21 protein-coding genes are annotated in these 23,274 nt (G+C 39.2%); all 21 read left to right on the top strand.

The genetic code is table 11. The annotated features are described in order from the left end of the window. Positions 1 to 3: 3 nt before the first annotated feature. The 21 genes from N7931_RS03700 (at position 4) to fliM (ending at position 23,266) form a co-directional block, all read left to right on the top strand. Positions 4 to 762 (top strand): NAD-dependent epimerase/dehydratase family protein, encoded by a 759-nt coding sequence (locus N7931_RS03700; protein ID WP_262792016.1) that lies wholly within the window; start codon positions 4 to 6, stop codon positions 760 to 762. Between the two features lie 14 nt (positions 763 to 776). Then, a complete protein-coding gene (locus tag N7931_RS03695) occupies positions 777 to 1,802 on the top strand; it encodes an alcohol dehydrogenase catalytic domain-containing protein (protein WP_262792014.1) in 1,026 nt (341 codons plus the stop codon). Positions 1,803 to 1,804: 2 nt separating this feature from the next. Then, positions 1,805 to 3,307 (top strand): PfkB family carbohydrate kinase, encoded by a 1,503-nt coding sequence (locus N7931_RS03690; protein WP_262792013.1) that lies wholly within the window; start codon positions 1,805 to 1,807, stop codon positions 3,305 to 3,307. Further along, positions 3,304 to 4,017, top strand: a complete 714-nt coding sequence (locus tag N7931_RS03685; RefSeq protein WP_262792011.1) for a nucleotidyltransferase family protein — start codon at positions 3,304 to 3,306, stop codon at positions 4,015 to 4,017. Before N7931_RS03690 ends, N7931_RS03685 begins: the two co-directional genes overlap by 4 nt. Before the next feature lie 24 nt (positions 4,018 to 4,041). After that, the gene (locus N7931_RS03680; protein ID WP_262792010.1) at positions 4,042 to 5,352 is read left to right on the top strand and encodes a nucleotide sugar dehydrogenase; all 1,311 of its coding nucleotides are present in this window, start codon (positions 4,042 to 4,044) and stop codon (positions 5,350 to 5,352) included. A gap of 21 nt (positions 5,353 to 5,373) precedes the next feature. Further along, the gene (locus tag N7931_RS03675) at positions 5,374 to 6,321 is read left to right on the top strand and encodes a Gfo/Idh/MocA family oxidoreductase (protein WP_262792009.1); all 948 of its coding nucleotides are present in this window, start codon (positions 5,374 to 5,376) and stop codon (positions 6,319 to 6,321) included. A 6-nt stretch (positions 6,322 to 6,327) separates the two neighbouring features. Next, complete coding sequence (locus N7931_RS03670) at positions 6,328 to 6,912, top strand: acyltransferase (protein WP_262792008.1); 585 nt, start codon at positions 6,328 to 6,330, stop codon at positions 6,910 to 6,912. Continuing rightward, positions 6,912 to 8,033, top strand: coding sequence for a DegT/DnrJ/EryC1/StrS family aminotransferase (locus N7931_RS03665; protein ID WP_262792006.1), 1,122 nt, complete (start codon positions 6,912 to 6,914; stop codon positions 8,031 to 8,033). Before N7931_RS03670 ends, N7931_RS03665 begins: the two co-directional genes overlap by 1 nt. Before the next feature lie 109 nt (positions 8,034 to 8,142). Continuing rightward, complete coding sequence (locus tag N7931_RS03660) at positions 8,143 to 8,946, top strand: flagellin (RefSeq protein WP_262792005.1); 804 nt, start codon at positions 8,143 to 8,145, stop codon at positions 8,944 to 8,946. 205 nt (positions 8,947 to 9,151) lie between these two features. After that, complete coding sequence (locus tag N7931_RS03655; protein WP_262792004.1) at positions 9,152 to 10,591, top strand: sigma-54 dependent transcriptional regulator; 1,440 nt, start codon at positions 9,152 to 9,154, stop codon at positions 10,589 to 10,591. Positions 10,592 to 10,810: 219 nt separating this feature from the next. Continuing rightward, positions 10,811 to 11,932 carry a sensor histidine kinase gene (locus N7931_RS03650; RefSeq protein WP_262792003.1) on the top strand — a complete coding sequence of 374 codons (1,122 nt, stop codon included), beginning with the start codon at positions 10,811 to 10,813 and terminating at the stop codon, positions 11,930 to 11,932. Positions 11,933 to 11,943: 11 nt separating this feature from the next. Continuing rightward, positions 11,944 to 13,284, top strand: a complete 1,341-nt coding sequence (locus tag N7931_RS03645) for a sigma-54-dependent transcriptional regulator (protein WP_262792002.1) — start codon at positions 11,944 to 11,946, stop codon at positions 13,282 to 13,284. Positions 13,285 to 13,546: 262 nt separating this feature from the next. Next, complete coding sequence (fliE, locus tag N7931_RS03640; protein WP_262792000.1) at positions 13,547 to 13,897, top strand: flagellar hook-basal body complex protein FliE; 351 nt, start codon at positions 13,547 to 13,549, stop codon at positions 13,895 to 13,897. 92 nt (positions 13,898 to 13,989) lie between these two features. Further along, the gene (gene fliF, locus N7931_RS03635; protein ID WP_262792244.1) at positions 13,990 to 15,642 is read left to right on the top strand and encodes a flagellar basal-body MS-ring/collar protein FliF; all 1,653 of its coding nucleotides are present in this window, start codon (positions 13,990 to 13,992) and stop codon (positions 15,640 to 15,642) included. Then, positions 15,635 to 16,663 (top strand): flagellar motor switch protein FliG, encoded by a 1,029-nt coding sequence (fliG, locus tag N7931_RS03630; protein ID WP_262791999.1) that lies wholly within the window; start codon positions 15,635 to 15,637, stop codon positions 16,661 to 16,663. The genes fliF and fliG overlap by 8 nt, the downstream gene beginning before the upstream one ends. Positions 16,664 to 16,701: 38 nt before the next feature. Continuing rightward, complete coding sequence (fliH, locus tag N7931_RS03625; protein ID WP_262791998.1) at positions 16,702 to 17,499, top strand: flagellar assembly protein FliH; 798 nt, start codon at positions 16,702 to 16,704, stop codon at positions 17,497 to 17,499. Positions 17,500 to 17,509: 10 nt separating this feature from the next. After that, the gene (fliI, locus tag N7931_RS03620) at positions 17,510 to 18,841 is read left to right on the top strand and encodes a flagellar protein export ATPase FliI (protein WP_262791997.1); all 1,332 of its coding nucleotides are present in this window, start codon (positions 17,510 to 17,512) and stop codon (positions 18,839 to 18,841) included. Between the two features lie 15 nt (positions 18,842 to 18,856). Beyond that, complete coding sequence (gene fliJ / locus N7931_RS03615) at positions 18,857 to 19,294, top strand: flagellar export protein FliJ (RefSeq protein ID WP_262791996.1); 438 nt, start codon at positions 18,857 to 18,859, stop codon at positions 19,292 to 19,294. Positions 19,295 to 19,418: 124 nt separating this feature from the next. Next, positions 19,419 to 21,476, top strand: a complete 2,058-nt coding sequence (locus N7931_RS03610) for a flagellar hook-length control protein FliK (RefSeq protein WP_262791995.1) — start codon at positions 19,419 to 19,421, stop codon at positions 21,474 to 21,476. Positions 21,477 to 21,642: 166 nt separating this feature from the next. Then, positions 21,643 to 22,176, top strand: coding sequence for a flagellar basal body-associated protein FliL (gene fliL, locus N7931_RS03605; protein WP_262791994.1), 534 nt, complete (start codon positions 21,643 to 21,645; stop codon positions 22,174 to 22,176). 13 nt (positions 22,177 to 22,189) lie between these two features. Further along, a complete protein-coding gene (fliM, locus tag N7931_RS03600; protein ID WP_262791993.1) occupies positions 22,190 to 23,266 on the top strand; it encodes a flagellar motor switch protein FliM in 1,077 nt (358 codons plus the stop codon). The last annotated feature ends 8 nt before the right edge of the window (positions 23,267 to 23,274 follow it).

Raw genomic sequence — 23,274 nt, 5'->3', positions numbered from 1 at the left:
GTTATGAAAATTCAAATTTCAGGTGAAAACGGCCGCTTTGGCCGTTTGTTTATTAAAAATGCAGCTAAGCAAAATATACGACTAGAGCCAAGTTGCTATCCTTCAGCTGATTGTGATGTTTTTATCCATTTAGCAGCCAAATCCCCCTTAGCATCTAAAGCTGAAATTATTCATTCAAATTTAAGCTACCTTTCTGATATTTTGGCAAAAATCAACCCTAATACATTACTTATTTTTGCTTCTACTATCAGTGTTTATGAGCACTTAAATGGACTGCTGGATGAAACTTTAGAGTTACGCCCAAGCAGTATTTATGCACAATCAAAAAAAATGGGCGAGGAGCTTATTAAAAGCTTTCACTCCAACCATTTGATATTTCGCTTTCCTGCGATATTAGCTGACCATAGCGATTTACATTTGATAGCAAGGTTACTGAAACAGTGCCAGCAACAAGGGCTCATTAAGTTAACCAATGCAGATAAACCTTTTAATAATTTTATCCATGCAGATGATCTAAGTGCTTTCTTAATTTCTATTTTAAGTCATCAGAAATTAGTGAATGGGGTATTCAATATTGCATATGAACCTGTTAACTCATTGAAAAATTTAATGTTAAATTTGCTTTCTTCTGATAAAGTGCAATGTTTAGACGTACCAAATAGCCCACACATAATTGTGTCAACTGAGCGATTCACCAGAGAATTTGGTCGCTCGTTTAAGTTAAATACCGCGCTATTTAAAGCATGGGCTGAACAATTTTAGCCGAAGGAAATGATGTGAAAGCCGCAATTATCAAAACACTAAACGAAGATCTCGTCATTCTTGATGACATTCAAATTCCTCCTTTAAAACGTGGCCAAGTTTTGGTGAAAGTGATGTATGCAGGTGTATGTCATAGCCAATTAATGGAAGCTAGAGGCATGCGTGGAGAGGACAAATATTTACCGCATATGCTTGGGCATGAAGGTGTAGGTATTGTTGAACAGATTGGTGAAGATGTTACAAAAGTAACAGTTGGCGATAAAGTGGTTTTAGGCTGGATTAAAGGGGAAGGTATTGATGCGGGGGGCAGTGTTTATCAATCCTCTATTGGGTCAATTAACGCGGGTGCGGTGACGACTTTTAGTGATTATACTTTGGTATCCGAAAATCGAATTGTCAAAGTACCGCAGACTTTTGATGATAAAGTTGCTGTATTATTGGGGTGTGCGTTGCCTACAGGTGCTGGAATTGTGTTAAATCAATTACAACCGCAAGCTAATTCTACCGTATTAGTATATGGTTTAGGCGGGATTGGTTTAAGTGCATTGCTGGCACTTAAATACTTTAATGACATTACGATAGTTGCCATGGACATCGAAGCGCACAAACTAAACATAGCTGAATCCTTTGGTGCTCATTATTGCTTTAGTGCTACGCCTGAAGGGATTGTTGAATTTAAAAAACAATTTCCGCATGGGGTTGATGCCGTTGTTGAAGCGGCGGGTTCAACAAAATCTATCGAAATTGCATTTGAGTTAATCAAACGCGGCGGGCGTTGTATTTTTGCGTCTCACCCACCACATGGACAAAAAATTAGTCTTGATCCATTTGAATTGATTTGTGGCAAAAAAATTGAAGGAAGCTGGGGCGGGGGCTCTGTTCCCGATAAAGATATTCCCATCATTGCCGATATTATTGTTAAGCATAAATTACCTGTGCAAACACTTTTATCAAATGAATATTCATTGGAGCAGATAAACGACGCTTTAAACGATTTGGAACAACGTCAAATTGTTAGAGCCCTCATTAATCTGAAATAGTTATGGCAACATTACTGTCGTTACCCCACATTATTGATCAATTGTCACTCACGCGAAAAAAAGTGGTGTTAGTGATGGGTAATTTTAATACCCTGCACCCGGGTCATATTCGATTATTAAAATTTGCTAAAGACTGTGGCGATAAATTAGTAGTTGGTATTAATTCCGACTCGGTTATAGACAATCCAGATTATATGGATGAAGCCTATCGCGTAGAAGTGTTGGCTGCATTAGGGATTGTTGATTACTGTTTTATCAATACAGAGCATGTTGAAGAAGTTGTTCAGCAATTAAAACCGAATGTTGTTGTTAAAGGGTTCGAATATCAATCTAAAGAAAACCCAGAAAAAACAGTGATAGAAGCATGCGGCGGCAAGCTGATATTTTGCTCAGGGGATGCTTCATTTAATGCAAGTAGTTATCTAAAAAGCGCATCACCACTACCCATTATTAGCACTGCTAAACTGAATGGGTTTTTAAAACGCCATAAAATTAGCAAGAGCATGTGCAAGCAAACGGTTGAAAAATATAATAATTTACATGTGGCAGTTATCGGCGATGTGATAATCGATCAATATATTCAATGCAATGCGGTTGGCATGTCTCAAGAAGATCCTACTATTGTTGTCACTCCAAATTCCAAATCATTATTTTTAGGCGGTGCGGGCATTACTGCGGCTCATGCTAAAGGTTTGGGGGCTAAGTCTGTTAGCTTATTTACCGTGACAGGAGTCGATGATTACAGTGAGTATACTCAAAGCAAGTTAGGTGAATATGGCGTGGAAGCTATTATCACTGAGGACGATACGCGACCTACCAATTTAAAAACACGTTACCGTGTTGGTAATAAAACCATGTTACGCGTGAATGAGGTAAGAAACCATGATATTGAAGATCGTATCCAACAGCGGATTTTTTCTATATTAGAACAAAAAATATCACAGTTAGATGTATTGGTTTTTTCTGATTTTAATTATGGCGTGTTGCCCCAAACATTGGTCGATAGAATTACTCAGCTTTGTCGAGCTCATAACGTAGTGATTGCTGCGGACAGCCAATCTTCATCGCAAGTGGGTGATATTAGTCGTTTCACCGATGTAGATTTAGTGACTCCAACCGAGCGAGAAGCTCGATTAGCTCTGAATAACGCCAAAGACGGTTTAGTTTTATTGGCCGAAAAATTAAGACAAAAATGTCGAGCTAAGCACATAGTCATCACTTTGGGTGAAGACGGTGCCTTTTTGCATAAACTTAATCCAGAGTTGTCACATGGGGATTCTTGGTTAAATGATAAGCTTGCTGCATTGGCTGAAAAAGCGGTTGACCCAGCGGGCGCTGGTGATTGTTTTTTAGCTTCTGCAACATTGGCATTGGCGGTTGGTGCTGATTTTTGGGTTGCTACATTTTTAGGCTCTGTTGCTGCTGCGTGCCAAGTGAATCGAGTTGGAAACATGCCGTTAATGCAATCTGAATTACTGCAAGTGATTAATGAGATTGAATTTTGAAACAAGTTAAAAGCGCGATATTGCTTGCTGCAGGATTAGGCACAAGGCTTAGACCATTAACAGACACTATGCCTAAATGTTTGGTGCCGATTAATCAAAAACCATTATTGATTATTTGGATTGAACAATTACAGGCGGTTGGTATAGAGCGTATTTTTGTTAATACCCATTATTTTGCAGATGCGGTCGTTGATACACTTATACAATATAAACAGTTAGATAACATCATATTAATTCATGAGGAAAAGTTGTTAGGCACTGCAGGTACAGTGAAACATATAACTCAGAACTATATTTTTGATGATGGATCAGTTTTAGTTGCTCATGCCGATAATGTATGCATTTGTGATTGGAAGGCTTTTTTTGAATTCCATCAGTGCAGTGATAAAGACGTTAGCCTGATGGCATTTGAAACGGATAAACCATCACTGTGTGGAATTTTGGAATGTGATGAGTATTACAATTTATTAGCATTCCATGAAAAAAAAGAAAACCCACCTGGGAATTTAGCCAATGCGGCTATTTATCTATTCAGTGATTTAGCTGGTTTTTTTAATCTGGATACTGAGTTATTTGATATTAGTTTGGATGTGATCCCCAATATCCTTCCCAAAATTAAAGTGTGGGTAACTAACGGTTACCTGAGAGATATTGGAAGCTTGGAAAGTTACCAGCAAGCGCTTAGAGATTGTATAACGTACAAGGTTTAAGGCGATTTTACGAATGAGGTTCTTATGAACATAAGTGAAAAATTACAAACCAGTTTGCAATCTTGTCACTCTGTTATTGCAATTGTTGGCTTGGGATATGTCGGGTTACCGCTAGCTTTAAGATATTCTCAAATAGGTTATCGTGTTATCGGTTTTGATATATCTGAAAAGGTGGTTTGGGGTTTAAATACTGGAAAAAGTCACATCGAACATATCTCGGCTTTATCAATCGAATTTGCTCAGAAAGCTGGTTTTCAAGCAACGACCGATTTTTCATTAATAAGTGAGTGTGATGCGATTATTTTGTGCGTGCCCACTCCACTGAATAAATACCGCGAACCAGATCTAAGTTTTGTGTTGAATACGATGCAACAAGTTGCACCGTACTTTAGAAGTGGCCAAGCTTTGTCACTTGAAAGTACCACTTATCCGGGGACAACGGATGAAGAGTTGTTGCCATATATCAGGCAACAAGGTTTATCCGTGGGGGAAAACTTCTTTTTAGTCTATTCGCCAGAGCGAGAAGATCCGGGCAACCCCAATTTTAATACTCAAACCATCCCCAAAGTTGTAGGTGGTTATACTGCTGAATGCTTGCAAGTAGGAATTGCGCTGTATTCAAACGCAATTGATAAAGTTGTGCCTGTTAGTAGCACTAAAGCGGCTGAGATGACTAAGTTACTTGAGAACATTCATCGTGCAGTGAATATTGGCTTAGTTAATGAAATGAAGATAGTTGCAGATAAAATGGGAATCGATATTCACGAAGTCATAGATGCCGCAGCAACTAAGCCATTTGGTTTTACTGCTTATTATCCCGGGCCAGGTATTGGTGGACATTGTATACCTATCGATCCATTTTATTTGACTTGGAAAGCTCGAGAATACGGTGTTCATACCCGCTTTATTGAACTTGCCGGTGAGGTTAATTCAGCAATGCCACTCTGGGTTGTAGATAAAGTTGCAGATGCGTTAAATCAACATAAAAAAGCGATTAATGGTAGCCGAATCTTAATACTGGGTATGGCCTACAAAAAGAATGTGGACGATATGCGAGAGTCGCCTTCACTTCAATTACTGGATATGCTTTTGCACAAAGGGGCTTATGTTGAATATTCTGACCCTCATGTGAAATGTTTACCCAGAGTTAGAAAATATAATTTTGAATTATGTAGCATTAATTTAACCACTGAAATCTTAAGCTCTTACGATGCTGTTATTTTAGCCACTGCGCACGATGCGTTTGATTACAAGTTAATAGAAAAAGCAAGTTCGTTAATCATAGACACTCGCGGTTATTTTAAACATCAGTCTGCAAAAATCGTTAAAGCTTAGAATACTAAAAAGAAACATGTTATGAAAAATTTTGCCCTAGTTGGTGCTTCGGGGTACATAGCACCAAGACATATGAAAGCAATCAAAGAAACCAACAATCACCTTGCTGTTTGCTACGATAAAAATGATTCTGTTGGGATAATTGATAGTATTTCTCCTCAAAGTGAATTTTTTACGGAGTTTGAAAGATTTTACGATTTTGCTTTTAAATTAAAGCGGGAAGCGGATACAAAGTTAGATTATGTTTCAGTCTGTTCGCCTAACTATTTACACCACGCTCATATTGCAGCTGGGCTTCGTTTAGGCTGTGATGTCATTTGTGAAAAGCCTTTGGTTCCAAGTATTGAGTTGTTAGATGATCTTAAATTGATTGAGCAAGAAACTGGGAAAAAAGTTTATAACATTCTTCAGCTTAGACACCACGCAGCAATCCTAGCTTTAAAAGATAAAGTTCAAAAGCAGGATAAAACTGGAAAATATCAAGTCGAACTGACGTATATAACTTCGCGTGGCAAATGGTATATGGAAAGCTGGAAAGGTGACCCTCGCAAATCATTTGGTATTGCAACTAATATTGGCGTTCACTTTTTTGATATGCTGCATTTCATGTTTGGAGAATTAGTATGTAACGAATTGCACTATGCTGATGACAAAAAAGCATGTGGTTATCTTGAGTATGAGAATGCAACTGTTCCTTGGTTTTTATCAATTGACGCAAATGACTTACCGGATTTGGTGCAAGGCAAACAAAGTACCTATCGTTCAATTACCGTTGATGGTGACGAAATCGAGTTTTCACAAGGCTTTACCGATCTTCATACCATTAGCTATCAGGAAATACTAGCTGGCCGCGGTTATGGTATTGAAGATGCCAGACATTGCGTTGAAACTGTATCTCAGATTCAGAAAGGAGATATAGTGGAAGCAGAAGAGGCGAAAGCCCATCCTTTTTTGCAAAGGTTAATTTAATAAACTATGGTAAATTTTTCTATCCACGAATCGGCAATCGTTGACGCAGGCGCTCAAATAGGGGAAGGCACTCGAGTTTGGCATTTTGTTCATGTATGTTCAGGCGCTGTAATTGGCAAATGCTGTTCCTTGGGGCAAAATGTATTTGTAGGTAATAAAGTCGTTATTGGTAACAATTGTAAAATTCAAAATAATGTTTCCGTCTATGACAATGTTACGCTTGAAGAAGACGTGTTTTGCGGGCCGAGTATGGTTTTCACCAATGTTTATAATCCCAGAAGTGCGATAGAACGAAAAGCAGAATATAGAGATACATATGTTAAACGTGGAGCAACTCTAGGGGCTAACTGTACGATAGTTTGTGGCGTCACTATTGGTAAATATGCTTTTGTTGGTGCGGGTGCTGTTATTAATAAAAATGTACCTGACTATGCGTTGATGGTTGGAGTACCAGCAAAACAAGTTGGTTGGATGAGTGAGTTTGGAGAAAAGCTGGATCTCCCCTTAACCGGAAATGCATCCGCAACCTGTCCCCATCAAAATGTCGAATACCGCTTAACTAATAATGAGCTAGTGAAGGTAGATAATTAATGCAATTTATTGATTTAAAAGCTCAATACGAACAATCCAAAGTAAATATCAATAAACGAATTGCTGATGTTTTGTCACATGGCCAATATATCATGGGGCCAGAAGTTCATGAGTTAGAAGTAAAACTTGCTGAATATATTGGTGTTAAACATGCAATTACTTGTGCAAACGGCACTGATGCATTGCAAATTGCACTGATGACTATGGGAATTGGAAAAGGAGATGCGGTCATTGTGCCGACATTTACCTTTTTCGCATCGGCCGAAGTGATTGCTCTGTCGGGTGCTACACCAATTTTTATTGACAGTGATCTTGAGAGTTTTAATTTAAATGCCTCTAAACTAGAGGCTACTATTCTGCACGTACTTAATTGTACGGATCTTAACCTCAAAGCAATTATGGCCGTAGATTTATTCGGTCAGCCAGCTGACTATGAAAAAATTAATAGATTGGCAATCCAATATAATTTAAAAGTGATAGAAGATGCTGCACAAGGATTTGGTGGCGGTATCAGCGGTAAGCAAGCAGGGTGTTTTGGGGATATTGCGACCACTAGCTTTTTTCCAGCTAAACCTTTAGGTTGTTACGGTGATGGTGGTGCTATTTTTACTGATAACGATGATTACGCTGAATTGATTCGTTCAATCAGATTACATGGAAAAGGCAAAGACAAATACGATAATGTAAGAGTTGGACTTAACAGCCGACTAGATACCTTGCAAGCTGCTATTTTATTAGAAAAACTAGCAATTTTCCCATCTGAGCTAGTCCGCAGGAATGAAGTAGCAAACTTATATTCAGAATATTTGAGCTCTCAATCCGATTTTATCCTTCCTACTTGTCGGGAGAATACATATAGTAGTTGGGCTCAATATTCAGTGCAGGCAGTCGATAAACATCGAGACATTTATATTCAACGAGCGCAAAACAAAGGAATTCCAACGGCAGTTTATTATGCTACATGCATGCATCAACAAACTGTGTTTAAAGATATCAATACAGCAGGATTAGATTTATCCAATGCAGAGCAAATTGCCAGATCTTGCTTTAGCTTGCCCATGCATCCTTATTTATCAGACGACGAAATTGAGCAGGTTGTGACTAGTTTACAAAATGAGTGACGTTACACTTAAAGGTTAGTTGAATGCTCTGTGATATTGGGGCGAATTATTGATCTCAATGCCTGATAGGCTATAATATGAGCATTATCTTGATTTAGGAGTTGTAGTCATGAATGTTAATGGTGTTTCATCTAATAATGCTAGTATTTTAGAACAGTTGAATAAAAAGCAGGATACTGTTTTTGAACAATTAGCATCTGGTAAAAAGGTGAATAAATCGGCTGATGCTGCCGCAGCCCAGCAAATTATTGACAGACTTACAGCAGAATCAAATGCTTATCAGCAATCTTCGCGTAATGCATACGATGGTATCTCTTTATCTCAGGTAGCAGATGGTGCGCTACAAGGTATAAATGAAGATGCGCAGCGCATTCGTGAACTAACACTTCAATCTGGCAGCGGTATTTTAACGGATGCTGATCGCCAAGCTATTCAATCTGAAATCTCTGGGCTTCAACAAAACATTCAGGATACGATTAATAATACTGAGTTTAATGGTCAGGCGCTATTCAATCAGGATAATGAATTTTCTTTTCAAGTGGGCTCTGGTGCAGGGCAAAAAACGTCGGTTAATACCAGCGATTTAGCTTCTCAATTATCCGGTTTACAAAATATTGATGTGACCAATGGTAGCGATTTAACCAGTTCTTTAGAATCTTTAGATAGTGCTTTGTCTTTTATTGGCTCTGAACGTGGGGAGTTAGGTGCTCAGCAAAATGCATTTGCTTCAATCATTAATAATTTATCGACTACAAATGTGAATGTTCAGGCTGCGCAAAGCCGCTTGCAGGATACTGATTATGCACAAGCCGCTTCAGCTCAGGCGCAAAATGATGTATTAACTCAAAGTTCAACCGCTGTTGCCGCACAAGCCAGACAAAATCAGCAGCAGGTTTTAAATTTATTGAGCTAACTAATTCTGCCGATTTTTGTCGTTAATATTTCAAATAAGCACGCTTCGGCGTGCTTTTTATATTAAACCTCGGATAAATATATTTTAAATTTATCTTTCAATTCAACAAAAAATTGACGTTTTTATTAGTTTTACTGGATTAATTTTACGCTTTCGTCAATAATTCAGCTAACGGATAAGCTGATAACAATAATTTGACAGGCGTATGCAAAGTAATAGACGTATTTTACTGATTGACTCAACTGCTGGCGATTTTTCGACACTAAAAACCATTCTTAAATTTATGGATGAAGATTTTGACTGCGTCGATTTAACCGCTGCGTCTGACTTATTAGCTCAACATCATCACTGGAAAGCAGTTTTACTGAGTACCGATCATCAAAATTTTGACTTGTGTCAAATGCTGATTAATCAAGCGCCTGAATTGCCTTTTATTGTTGATCAACGTTTATCAGACTTAACTGGGTTGGCGAATGTAGTTGCGGCATTTGATACTCAAGTCACGCATTCCGGTTTTACTCAAGCCTTACATCGCTGCGAACTTTATCTACGTAATAAACCTAATCAGCAATTAAAATCTTCCAAAGATTTGCAACATACCCTGGTTGGTCACAGCCATGAAATGCAAATAGTCCGTAAACTGATTGAACAGGTTGCGCCTACTGATGCCAATGTGCTTGTATTAGGTGAATCTGGCACAGGTAAAGAAGTTGTGGCTCAAGCTATCCACAGATTATCGAAACGTTCAAAAGGGCCGTTTGTACCTGTTAACTGCGGCGCAATTCCTGGTGAATTACTGGAAAGTGAATTATTTGGCCATGAAAAAGGGGCTTTTACCGGTGCGATTAGTGCTCGGAAAGGCCGTTTTGAGCTGGCGCAAGGCGGTACACTCTTTTTGGATGAAATTGGTGACATGCCGCTGCAAATGCAAGTTAAGTTACTTAGGGTTTTGCAAGAGCGTGTATTTGAACGGGTTGGTTCTGCACTTCAAATAAAATCAGATGTTAGAGTGATAGCTGCGACACACCGAGAGCTTGAAAAGCTAGTGGACGAAGGCAAATTCCGTGAAGATTTATTTTATCGGTTAAATGTATTTCCGGTAGAAACTCCGTCCTTGCGTGAACGTCGAGAAGATTTACCTTTATTAATTAATGAGTTGAGCCGAAGGTTAACTGAGCAAGGGCAGGAATCTGTTAAGTTAACAGATAATGCGATTCAGTCGTTAATGGAACACAAATGGTCTGGCAATGTTAGGGAACTGGCTAATTTAATTGAGCGTTTATCCATTTTATATCCTAACCAGTTAGTTGATGTTGCCGAATTGCCTAAAAAATATCAGCATATTGAAGTAGAGGCATTTGAGCCTGAATATCCAGAAGCGATGCTTGAGCGTGAAGCGCTCAATGATTTGTTTTCATTTTCTGATGATGAAGAAGAAAGTGAAGATGAGCAAAATGGAACTCAAATGATAGTTGAGTTGCCGCAAGACGGTATTAATTTAAAAGAATATCTTGCGGAGTTAGAAATTGATTTAATAAATCAAGCGCTTGCTGCGCAAGATGGGGTGGTTGCGAGAGCTGCTGAAATGTTGGGTATGCGACGCACCACACTGGTTGAAAAAATGCGTAAGTACGGATTAAATTAATACTCAAATTTATTCATATTTAAGCTGCTTTACTTTTGTATCTGCACTCCCAAAACCAACCTGTTTTTAGCTAAGTGTGAGTAACCATGCTTAGCTGTCAAAAAAATAACCTTATAAAATACTTTTTAACTACTTGATATTTAATTTAAATTTAGTTGGCATTAGGTTTGCATTTGTCCTGTTAAAATATTTCGTTAAACTTTTGACGCAGGCTAAATAATGCAATCATTATCTCAACTGAATACCCAAAAATTCGATAACTCAGGTGATAAACCAGAGCAATCACTGGAACAGGAAAGATATGCCGGAGAGCTAAATGAGCTGAGAGGGCAATCTGCTCGTTTGCGTCATTTGGTTAATATTTTACCGGCGGGTGTGGTTATTTTATCGGCAAATGGCCGAGTTGAAGAAGCTAACCAAATTGCAGTCGATTTATTAGGTGAACCTTTGGTTGGGGAAACTTGGGTGAGTATTATTCACCGAGCATTTAATCCAAAAGCAGATGACGGACATGAAATATCATTACGCAATGGGCGCTTAGTTAAACTGGAAACAACAGCACTAACGCCAGAGCCTGGCCAGCTTGTTGTGTTAACTGATATGACAGATACCCGGTTATTACAGGCAAGGCTCAGCCAGTTTAAGCAACTGAGTGTACTTGGCAAAATGATGGCATCACTGGCACATCAAATTCGTACACCACTTTCTGCAGCTATGTTATATGCAGCTAATTTAGCTAATCATTCTTTATCTAATCAGTCCAAATCGAGCTTTCAGCAAAAATTAATGGCCAGATTACAAGACTTAGAAAGCCAGATTACGGACATGCTACTATTTGCTAAAAGTGGACAAAAACAGGTTGCTGAAAAATTATCGCTCCAACAGCTATTAACGGAAATTCAAGCCGGTTGTGAAGCCATGATAATTCAAAACCAAGGTGAATTAATATTGAATTTACCTGAGCCTGACATTGAAATTTATGGCAACAAAAATGCACTGTGCAGCGCCATTCAAAACTTAATTCATAACAGTATTCAAATGATTGGTAGTGGTGCCAAAATTGAATTAGTGGCAAAGCGTTCAACGCAAAACAAAGTTTTAATTCAGGTAACTGACAATGGCCCTGGCATTGCGCCTCACTTACAACAGCAAATTTTTGAACCATTTTTTACAACACGGGGTAAAGGCACAGGTTTAGGGTTGGCTGTTGTTAAAGCTGTGGTTGAGCAGCATCAGGGCAGTATTTGTGTTAACTCAATACCAGATCAAGGCTGTACTTTTTCAATTGAGTTAGATATGGCTCAAATTACAGTTGCCAATTTAGCGGTTGGCCAAAACTAACGGAGTAAATCATGACTCAATTCATTTTAGTTGTTGAAGACGATGCAGATTTACGTGAAGCAATTGTGGATACCTTAGCAATTGCGCATTATCAATGTATTGAAGCCGATAGCGGTGAACAAGCTTTAATTAAGCTCAATCAGGCAGAAATAGCTTTAGTGATCAGCGATGTACAAATGTCGGGTATGAATGGTTTAGCTTTATTAAAAGTGATTAAAAATAAAAGCCAGCAATTACCCGTATTGTTAATGACTGCATTTGCCAATATTAAAGATGCCGTAGATGCTATGCGTCAAGGTGCAACAGATTATTTGGCTAAGCCATTTTCACCTGAAGTATTACTCAATTTAGTGAGCCGTTATTTACCGCAAGTTGAACCACCTAAATTTAATCCTGTTGTGGCTGATCCTGTGAGTATTAAGTTGTTAAATCTGGCAGCCAGAGTGGCTAAATCCGATGCATCAGTCATGGTTTTAGGGCCAAGCGGCTCTGGCAAAGAAGTATTAGCAAGGTTCATTCACGAGCAGTCTTCGCGTAAAGACCAAGCTTTTATTGCAATTAATTGTGCCGCAATACCAGAAAACATGCTGGAGGCAACATTATTTGGGTACGAAAAAGGCGCGTTTACTGGCGCACTGCAAGCTTGTCCGGGTAAGTTTGAGCAGGCGCAGCATGGCACTATTTTGTTGGATGAAATATCTGAAATGGATTTATCGTTACAAGCTAAGTTACTTCGAGTATTGCAAGAGCGTGAGGTTGAGCGCCTTGGTAGCCGAAAAACAATTGATTTAGATGTTAGAGTGATAGCAACCAGCAATCGAGATTTAAAACAAGCTGTAAGTAGTGGGCAATTCAGAGAGGATTTATATTATCGGTTGAATGTTTTTCCGCTTAATTGGTTACCGTTAAATCAGCGGAAATTGGATATTTTGCCACTTGCTGAGCATTTAATTAATCGTCATGCCAAGCGTAATAAACAGACTGTGCCAGAATTATCAGCATCAGCCAAACAATTATTACAACAGCATAATTGGCCGGGTAATGTGCGCGAGTTAGATAATGTGATCCAGCGGGCGCTTATTTTATCGCAAAATCAGCTAATTGATGGCTGTGATATTTTAATTGAAACCGATACAGCCATGGTTGTGCATCAAACTCAAAGCAACTCGGTGCCACAAGCTGAAACTTTGGACAATGAACTTAAACAACAGGAACATCAAATTATTATTGATACGCTAATTGCTTGTCATGGAAAACGTAATCAAGTCGCAGATAAGCTTGGGATTAGTCCCAGAACACTTAGATACAAAATTGCCAAAATGAAAGAACATGGGATAGATATTCCACTGTAAATCAAATTTTATCTTTACCTGCAAGATTAGCTAACCTGATAGCCTAGCTAATCGTTTGTCTACAAGGATGTAGACGTATTTTTGGCGTTTAATTATTTTTTCCTTTCTCACATTCTTATTTTCTTTGAATTTTAACTTAAATATCCATTTATAATCAATGCCTTGAGTTTATTTTCGATGCTGTTTATTTTGCTTGGCATATTAAGTGCATAACTTCTGATAACAAATATTTCAATTCAAAAAATTGACAGAGGGGATAAAGATGAAAATAGGTTCTGATTCTTTATACGCAGAAATGCAAAAAATGGCGATAGGCGCTGGTTCTACTATTCAGCCGCCTAATTTAGAGATCACGCCAAATCAATCCCCTAAAGTTGAAAACCCTGCACAGGCTAAATTTGGCCAGTTATTAACGGATGCAATCAACAATGTGAATGAATTAGGGGTTGAAGCCAAAGAAAAAACCACCCGATTTGAAATGGGTGATCAAAGTATTTCTTTAGCTGATGTAATGATAGCTAAAGGTAAATCCAGCATAGCTTTTGAGGCGACAGTGCAGGTGCGCAACAAAGTTTTAGAAGCTTACGAAAAAATAATGAACATGCCGGTTTAATCCGCAAAACAGGTATGGAGTAGCAAACAGTGGCCGAACAAGCAGCAAGTAATGATTTAGTCGTATCAGACGCTAATAATGACAGTTCAGATATTGCTAATGAAGAGCAAAAATCTGGCTTTTTAAGCTCATTAAGCAGTGTTGATGTATTGCGTCAGGTGACATTAATTTTAGCATTGGCCATTTGTTTGGCGATTGCCATTTTTATTATTGTTTGGGCCAGCGAGCCGGATTATCGCCCGTTAGGCAAAATGCAAACCGAAGAGTTAATCCAAACCTTAGACTTTCTAGATCAGGAAAAAATAGATTATCGCTTAGAAGGCGATGTGATTTATGTGATTGAAGAAGAGTATCAGGACATTAAATTAAAACTTAAACGCTCTGGTTTAGCGGTTAATGCCGAACCTTCTGCCGGTGCCGATATTTTATTAACTGATATGGGCTTTGGGGTAAGTCAGCGCGTTGAAACTGAGCGTTTAAAATATAGCCGAGAGCAAACTTTAGCCCGAACTATTGAAGAATTACATTCGATTCAACGTGCGAAAGTATTACTGGCGATTCCAAAAGAAAACGTATTTGCCCGTCATGAGAAAAAACCAAGTGCAACCGTTGTTTTAACTTTAAAACGTGGCGCTATTTTATCTTCAGAAGAAATCGACTCTGTTGTTGATATGGTGGCCTCTGCGGTACAAAACCTAGAACCGAACAGAGTAACGGTAACAGACCAAAATGGCCGTTTATTAAATTCTGGCTCTCAAAATGATTTATCGGCAAGAAGTCGTAAAGAGTACGAAATAGAGCAAAAACGCGAAACTGAATATTTAGAAAAAATTGATACTATTTTAATTCCTGTGGTTGGCTTGGGTAACTACACAGCACAAGTTGATGTGACTATGGATTTCACCTCAGTTGAGCAAACCCAAAAAAGTTATAACCCAGATTTACCAGCTGTTCGCAGCGAAATGACCTTAGAAACCAATTCTTTAGGTGGAATTGCTGCTGGTATTCCGGGGGCATTAACTAATCAACCGCCGCTTGAATCTAACATTCCGGAAGAGGCAACAAATGGTGAAGCCAATGCTGCGCCAAGTAAAAGCCACCGCGAAGCAACCCGTAATTATGAACTGGATACCACCATTAGCCATACTCGTCAGCAAACGGGGGTTATTCGTCGGTTAAGTGTATCAGTTGCGGTTGATTATACCGCAACCACTAATGCAGAAACCGGTGAAGTCACTTATGAGCCTCGTCCGGTAGCGGAGCTGGCTAATATTCGTCGTTTATTGCAAGGTGGAATCGGTTTTGATGTACAACGTGGTGATACACTTGAAGTGGTCGCTATGCCATTTGTACGTGAAGATATTGGCGAAATTGCCGAAACCCCTATTTTTGAACAGCCTTGGTTTGCTAAGTTAATCCGTTTAGTATTAGGGGCGGCAATTATTATCGTCTTGATAATTGCGGTGGTAAGACCTATGCTGCGTAAATTAATCTATCCTGAAGAAGTGGTTGATGATTATTCAGAAGATACTTTGTCGTCGGGTGTTGATTTAGGCGATGAAACCCTGGATATGTTATCAAATGATTTTGATGCCAGTGCAGTTGGTTTCTCATCAGACGGTACTTTAATGTTACCTGATCTGCACAAAGATGAAGATATTTTAAAAGCGGTTCGTGCATTAGTTGCTAACGAACCTATTTTATCAGCCCAAGTTGTTAAAGCGTGGTTAAACGAAGATGCCTGATAATCAAACTGAAGACTTTGATGTAAGTCGCCTCGAAGGTGTAGAAAAAGCAGCGGTATTATTACTGAGTTTATCGGAAGAAGACGCTGCACAAATATTAAAGCACCTTGAGCCAAAAGAAGTGCAAAAAGTAGGTATGGCAATGGCCTCAATCGACGATTTTAGTCAGGCCAAAATCACAGCGATTCATAAACTTTTTATCGATGATATTCAAAGCTTTAGTACCATTGGCTTCCAAAGTACCGAGTTTGTGCGTAAAGCATTAACTGCCGCGTTAGGTGAAGATAAAGCCGGTAATTTAATTGAACAAATTATAATGGGCAGCGGTGCTAAAGGTTTAGACTCGCTTAAATGGATGGACTCAAAACAGGTTGCCAATATTATCCGTAACGAGCATCCGCAGATTCAAACCATTGTTTTGGCTTATTTAGAGCCTGAGCAATCGGCTGAAATTATGAATCAATTCTCTGAAAAAGTTCGTTTAGACCTAATGATGCGTATTGCTAACTTAGAAGAAGTTCAGCCTGCGGCATTACAAGAATTAAACGAAATTATGGAAAAACAATTTGCTGGTCAGGCAGGTGCTCAGGCTGCGAAAATGGGTGGTTTAAAAGCAGCGGCCGATATTATGAACTACTTAGATACCAACATTGAAGGTCAGTTGATGGATGCTATTCGTGAACATGACGAAGAGATGAGCCAACAAATTCAGGATCTTATGTTTGTATTTGATAACCTTGCCGATGTTGATGACAGAGGGATACAGGCAATATTACGTGAAGTGCCGCAAGATGTATTACTGCCTGCAATTAAAGGGGCTGATGAAGCACTTAAAGAGAAAATTCTTGGTAATATGTCTAAACGAGCCGCGGAAATGTTAATGGATGACTTAGAAGCTATGGGGCCAATTAGAATTAGCGAAGTTGAAGCGGCTCAAAAAGAAGTATTGAGTGTGGCTCGTCGATTATCTGACGCAGGCGAGATTATGCTTGGCGGCGGTGGCGGCGAAGAATTCCTGTAAACGCACAATTTCAAGAGTCCAAAAACAGAGATTAACTGATGGCTGATGACTTTAAATTTCGTAAATCCATTCGTCGAGATGACGATATGATTGCTGATGCCAAAGCATGGGATATTCCGGATATGGATGCAGATGCGCATAAAAGGGATGAAAATTATACTAACGCATTAGGCAAGAAATATAATTGGGTTTATGAGCCACCTGAAGCGGACGAAGAAGCTGAAGAAATTAAGCCTTTAACCATTGAAGACGTTGAAGCAATTAGGCAAGCCGCTTACGAGGAGGGGTTTGCAGAAGGCAAAGCCGAAGGTTTTGAAAAAGGTGAAGCTGAGGGTAAAGAGCAAGGTTATCAACTTGGATTAGAGCAAGGCAAACAACAAGGCCATGAGGAAGGATTAGCCAGCGGCACAAGTTTAATGGAAGAAAAAGCCGAGCATTGGAATCAATTAATTGCGCGGTTAGATGAACCATTAAAGCAGTTGGATAATCAGGTTGAGCAAGAGTTAATTGAGTTAGTGGTTAATTTAACCAAGGCCGTGATTCAAACTGAGTTAAAAACCAATCCAGAAATTATTTTACAAACAGTCAAAAAAGCGGCGGAATATTTACCTTTTAATACTCAGCAATGCCAATTATTGGTAAACCCAGAGGATTTTGATCTAATCCAATCTAGCTATGGAGAAAAAGAACTAGAACGACGTCAGTGGCATTTGCATAGCGATCCTAACATTGCCCGTGGTGGTATTGAAATTAAAACAGAGTTATCGAGCGTAAGTTATACGCTGGAACAAAGAGTTAAAGAAATTCTTGAACAATTTAGTTCGCCATCTAATTAAGTGATCTGCAATGAGCTTAACATTAAGTGAAAGATTACATCATTACCAAAAAAAAATTATTCAGAGTAAACCTCAGGTGGCTGGTCGTTTAACCCGTGTTATTGGCTTAACACTTGAGGCGATTGGCTGTCAGGCTGCGGTGGGCAGTTTATGTATGGTTGAATCTAACACCGGCTTTATTGACGCAGAAGTGGTTGGCTTTGAGGGGGATAAAATTTATTTAATGCCGTCTGAAAATATACAAGGCATATTACCCGGAGCTAAAGTGATTCCGCAGGTTAGCCAGTCACAATTACAATTGAGTATGGATTTATTAGGTCGGGTTGTTGATGCACGAGGTCAGCCACTTGACGGATTGGGTAAAATTCCAGCCAATCCAGAACAAACTAAACCCGCATCCAAACTAAATCCTTTACACCGAAAACCTATTTCCCAGCCGTTAGATGTCGGTATTCGAGCCATAAATAGCATGTTAACAGTTGGTATGGGACAACGAATTGGCTTATTTGCTGGCTCTGGTGTGGGTAAAAGTGTGTTGTTAGGTATGATGACACGCGGTACCGCTGCAGATGTGATAGTGGTTGGCTTAATTGGTGAACGTGGCCGCGAAGTTAAAGAATTTATTGAAGAAATTTTAGGTAAAGAGGGTCGTAGTCGCTCTGTGGTGGTAGCTGCGCCAGCCGATAATGCGCCGTTGATGCGTTTAAAAGGTTGCGAAACTGCATTAACGATTGCTGAATATTTTCGTGATCAGGGATTAAATGTATTACTGCTGGTGGACTCAATTACCCGTTATGCGCAAGCTCAACGTGAAATTGCACTGGCAGTTGGTGAACCGCCAGCCACTAAAGGTTATCCACCTTCGGTATTTGCTAAATTACCTGCGTTAGTTGAACGTGCCGGAAACGGTGGTGACGGACAAGGTTCGATTACCGCTTTTTTTACCGTATTATCGGAAGGTGATGATATGCAAGATCCGATTGCAGATGCATCGCGTGCAATTTTAGACGGCCATATTGTTTTATCACGTGAATTGGCGGATGAAGGTCATTATCCGGCAATTGATGTAGCTAAATCTATCAGCCGGGTTATGCCGGCCGTGACCAGGGATGAACACCAGCAGCAAGCCAGAATTGTAAAGCAGCTTTATTCTAATTATCAAAACAGTAAAGATTTAATTGCGATAGGGGCTTATAACAAAGGCAGTGATCCTACCATTGATGCTGCGATTAAAATTAAACCTAAAATGGATAAGTTTTTACAGCAAGGAATGAAAGAAGTGATTACTTACGATGATTGTTTATCTCAACTGGCTAACTTAACCAGCGCATTCAGAGCTTAATTTAGGAGTGAATGAATGCAATATAAGCAGCTTAAACTCATCGCCGAAAACGAGCAGAATAAAGAAGATAAATTAGCTCAGCAATTTGCCGAAGCTCAACAAGCATTAACTGCGCAGCAAGAAAAACTGAGTGCGCTTATTCAGCACCAGCGCAGTTATATGAATAATATGCATAAAAATGCGCAAGGCGGTATTAAACCCGAGCAATTATTAAGGTTTCAAAATTTTATCGCGCAACTCGATAAAGCTTGCACTCAACAAAGAGGCACAATCCAAAAAGCGCAAAAAGTGGTTGATCAACGCCGCGCACTTTGGCTCGCCCAGCAAAGAAAACGAAAATCGGTTGAATTACTGCTCGAAAAACAAGAGCAACAGTACCTGCATAAGCAAAATAAACAGGAACAAGCCCTGTTAGACGAGTTTTCACAAAATCAATTCAGACAAAAATACTAAGTTGGTATAAATCTTGAAATGACTATAAAAGTCATGATTAAGTGTCAAAAATATGTTTTTTATATTTTTAACCTGTTGATATAAATATATTTATAATATCTTTTTGATTGGATAGGAAAATACCATGCAGTATCTTGCCAGTGTTCAGACAAATGTTGCCGCTTCTGTTAAAAGTGCCGTTCAGCCTGCTGGGCAAAGTTCGGGTTTATTATCGTCTGAGCAGGATTTTTCGGATATTTTAAAAGCGCATAACCTTAAACAATCTACCGCTAAACAAACAAGCAGAGAGCAAGCATTAGTTGCTGATAATAAAGCTAGATCGGCAGATGATAATTTATCGCCTGGTTCAAACTCGCCTGCAAAAGCAGACTCTCAATTAGTATCGAATCGACAATCACAGTCGCAAAACGAATCGCGAAATTTAGAACAAAAACTGGCTGATCAGCAGGCAGAACCAAAATCAAATAAAGCAGAGTCAGCTGAAACTTTAGCGGATAATAAATTATCAAAGGCAGAAAAAACCAATAAATCAGTTCAGCAGCCTGATTCAAAAGACTCAGCATTATCATCAACTCAAAATGACAATGGTTTTACACTGGCGCAAAAAGACTCAGATTTAAAGCAAGATGATTTTGATTTTCTTAATTTTTTACAGTCAGCCAATAATAGTAAAGCAAAATTAAGCAAACAACCGGAAAATAGTAAAAATACAGAGCAGGATGCAGCTAAACTAAAACAAGATAATCAGCAGGAAAATAGTGCAGAATCTGAGTTAATGGTGAATGCAGAAAAACAAGCGGCAGGTCAAAAATTAGGGGTTGCCACTGAAACGAAATCTGATACTAAAGGGCAACTAACAGGGCAAAATATTGAAAAATCAGCCGCTACTGAAAGTGAAAAACTAAACCAGAAAACATCGGCTAAAGCTGAAATAAAGCAAGAAGATGCTCAGCTTAAAGCTCAAACTGAGAGTAAAACACATATTGCTGATGCGGCGAAATCTGCTGAACAAAAAGCGCAAACTCAATCGACAGATAAATCTGATAATGCATCTTCTTTATTGGTGGATAAAAAATTAGCAGAACAAAAGCGAACAGATAAAAAGTCAGAGCAAAAAGCTGAACAATTAGATGAGAAATTAACTGAAAAATCTACCAAAGAAAATAAAGGGGCAAATGGCTCAGTAGAACAAGCTCAATTAACTACAGCAGAACAAGTTAATAGCAAAGCAAGCTCAGAAAAAGCGCAACAAACTAGCAAAAAAGATGCTGTGAAAGCGCAAGCTCAAACTCAAACGGTTAATCAGGATAAGGCGATTAACTCAGAAACTACTATTAATAAAGATAATCCGCAGCTAGATACAAAATTGGCTGATAAATCTGCGGCTGAGCAAGTTAAAACTCAAGTTCAATCAGCAACCCAAAATAGTAAAACAGAATCTTCTGCTAACAAGCAGGCTGATACCAAAACAAGTGTCAAAGATTCAGCAATCGAGAATATAAAAACCAAAGAGCAAGCGCTAAATACTGAACTTAAACCGGACGATAACAAAGCTGAGTTGGCGGATAAACAAAGCCAAATGCAGGATTTAATGAATCAGCAAATTAGCAGTGGCCAAACCAAAGCCGCAGAGCAAAATACAGAGACTAAAACTCAGCATATTCAAACTGTGCAGCAAATCCACAAACAAGAGCAGGCAGTACAGGCTGATAAAGGGGTTGAAAAACAACAAAGCATTCAGCAACAGCTTAAAGAGCAAATTAATTTAACCAAAAACGATGCGGCCTCTGCACTTAATGATTCGGTCAAATATATGATCAATAGTCGAATTCAGTCAGCAGAAATCCGCATTGATCCGCCAGAACTGGGCAGTATGCAAATTAAAATTCAGATGAATGGCGACCAGGCTAGCGTGAGCATCGTGGTGCAAAACCAACAAGCTAAAGAATTATTGGATCAGTCAGTGCCTAAATTAAGAGATATGTTAGATCAGCAAGGGATTCAACTTGGTGAGTCAAATGTATCGGAGCAGGGCAATAATGGCCGCGGAGAATCAACAGCTAAAGGGCAGGGAAACGGCGGACAAAATGCTAACGGTCAGCAAAGTAATGAAGACGAAGAAATAAATATTCAACAAAATATTACGAACGGCCACTTAGGTGCGGTAGACTATTATGCATAAGCTTAACGATGCAGTATAACTGATTGCATTTTAAGCAATTAATTTACATATTAAAACCCGATTTCAGGTTTTACTGTTATACTCAAGAATAAAATTAATTAGCCGTTTGAATTGTCTTAATCGGATAAATTGACAGTTATATTCAAGTATTAGTGTGGAGTTTGCTATGGCAGCGCAACCAGAAGAATTACAAGTAGAAGAAAAACCAGCCGGGAAAGGCAAACTATTCATTATTATTGGGGTTATTGTCGTTTTATTATTAGCTGCTGGTGGATACTTTTTACTGTCGGGAGACTCAGCAGAACCTGCACCAGCCACAATCGAGAGTTTAGACGAAGCGAATCCGGCAAATGGTGCGACAGCTGGTGATGTACAGATGGGCTCTGCATTATATGTCGCTATGCCACGTCCTTTTGTATTTAATGTACCGGGCAGTCAACGGGATAGGTTAGTTCAAATTAAAGTTCAGCTATTGGTTCGCGGCGCACAAAATGAAGAAACGACTAAAAAACATATTCCATTAATTGAAGGGACTTTATTGCGTATATTTAGTGGGGCAAGTGCAGATCAATTAGGTACAACTGCAGGTAAAGAAGCATTAAAAAATGACTCTTTAAAAGCAGTTCAGGATGAAATGCTAAGCATTACCGGTAGAACCGTGATTGAAAAAGTGCTGTTTACTGGTTTTGTAATGCAATAGTGATTGAAAACCTATGAGTGATTTATTATCCCAAGACGAAATTGACGCGCTCTTACATGGTGTTGACGACGTTGAAGAAGAAGACATAGATGAAAGTGCCGGCACACCCGGTAGCGGTGTTGCTAGCGCGTCAGAATATGATTTTTCGTCTCAGGACAGAATTGTTCGCGGGCGAATGCCAACGCTTGAAATTGTAAACGAACGTTTTGCCAGACACATGCGGATCAGCTTATTTAACATGATGCGCCGCACCGCAGAGGTGTCGATTAATGGCGTACAAATGATTAAGTTTGGCGAATATGTACATACTTTATTTGTGCCGACCAGTTTAAATATGGTGCGTTTTCGTCCACTCAAAGGCACAGCGCTTATTACCATGGAAGCCAGATTAGTGTTTATTCTGGTGGATAACTTTTTTGGTGGTGACGGGCGTTACCACGCAAAAATTGAAGGTCGTGAATTTACCCCAACTGAACGCCGAATCATTCAAATGTTGTTAAAGCTGGTATTTGAAGATTATAAAGAAGCTTGGGCGCCGGTAATGGATGTTTCTTTTGAGTATCTGGATTCAGAAGTTAACCCAGCAATGGCGAATATTGTTAGCCCGACAGAAGTTGTTGTTATCAGCTCTTTTCATATTGAACTGGATGGCGGTGGCGGCGATTTCCACATTTGTTTACCTTATTCAATGTTAGAGCCTATCCGTGAATTATTAGATGCGGGTGTGCAAAGCGATAAAGAAGATACAGATTTACGCTGGAGTAAAGCTCTACGCGATGAAATTATGGATGTTCAGGTGGATGTTGCTGCTAAATTGTTAGACTTTGAACTAACATTAGCCGAAATTATGGAGCTACAGGCGGGTGATGTGATTCCGGTTGAAATGCCAGAAACCTTAACTGTATTTGTAGAAGACTTGCCGACTTACCGAGCCAAAATGGGTCGTTCTCAAGATAATATCGCAGTACAAATTACTGAAAAAATTAAACGGCCACAGTCAGTTAAATCTGAGTTACAGATGGTTACACGTGGTGGCCGACGAATTGACGCAGAAGCAGAGCTTCGCGAGCTAGAAGATTTTGATTCTTAGTATCAAAC

It is taken from the genome of Catenovulum sp. 2E275, from assembly GCF_025515275.1.
Taxonomy (GTDB): Bacteria; Pseudomonadota; Gammaproteobacteria; order Enterobacterales; family Alteromonadaceae; genus Catenovulum.
This window is presented reverse-complemented; position numbering and strand designations above follow the sequence as displayed.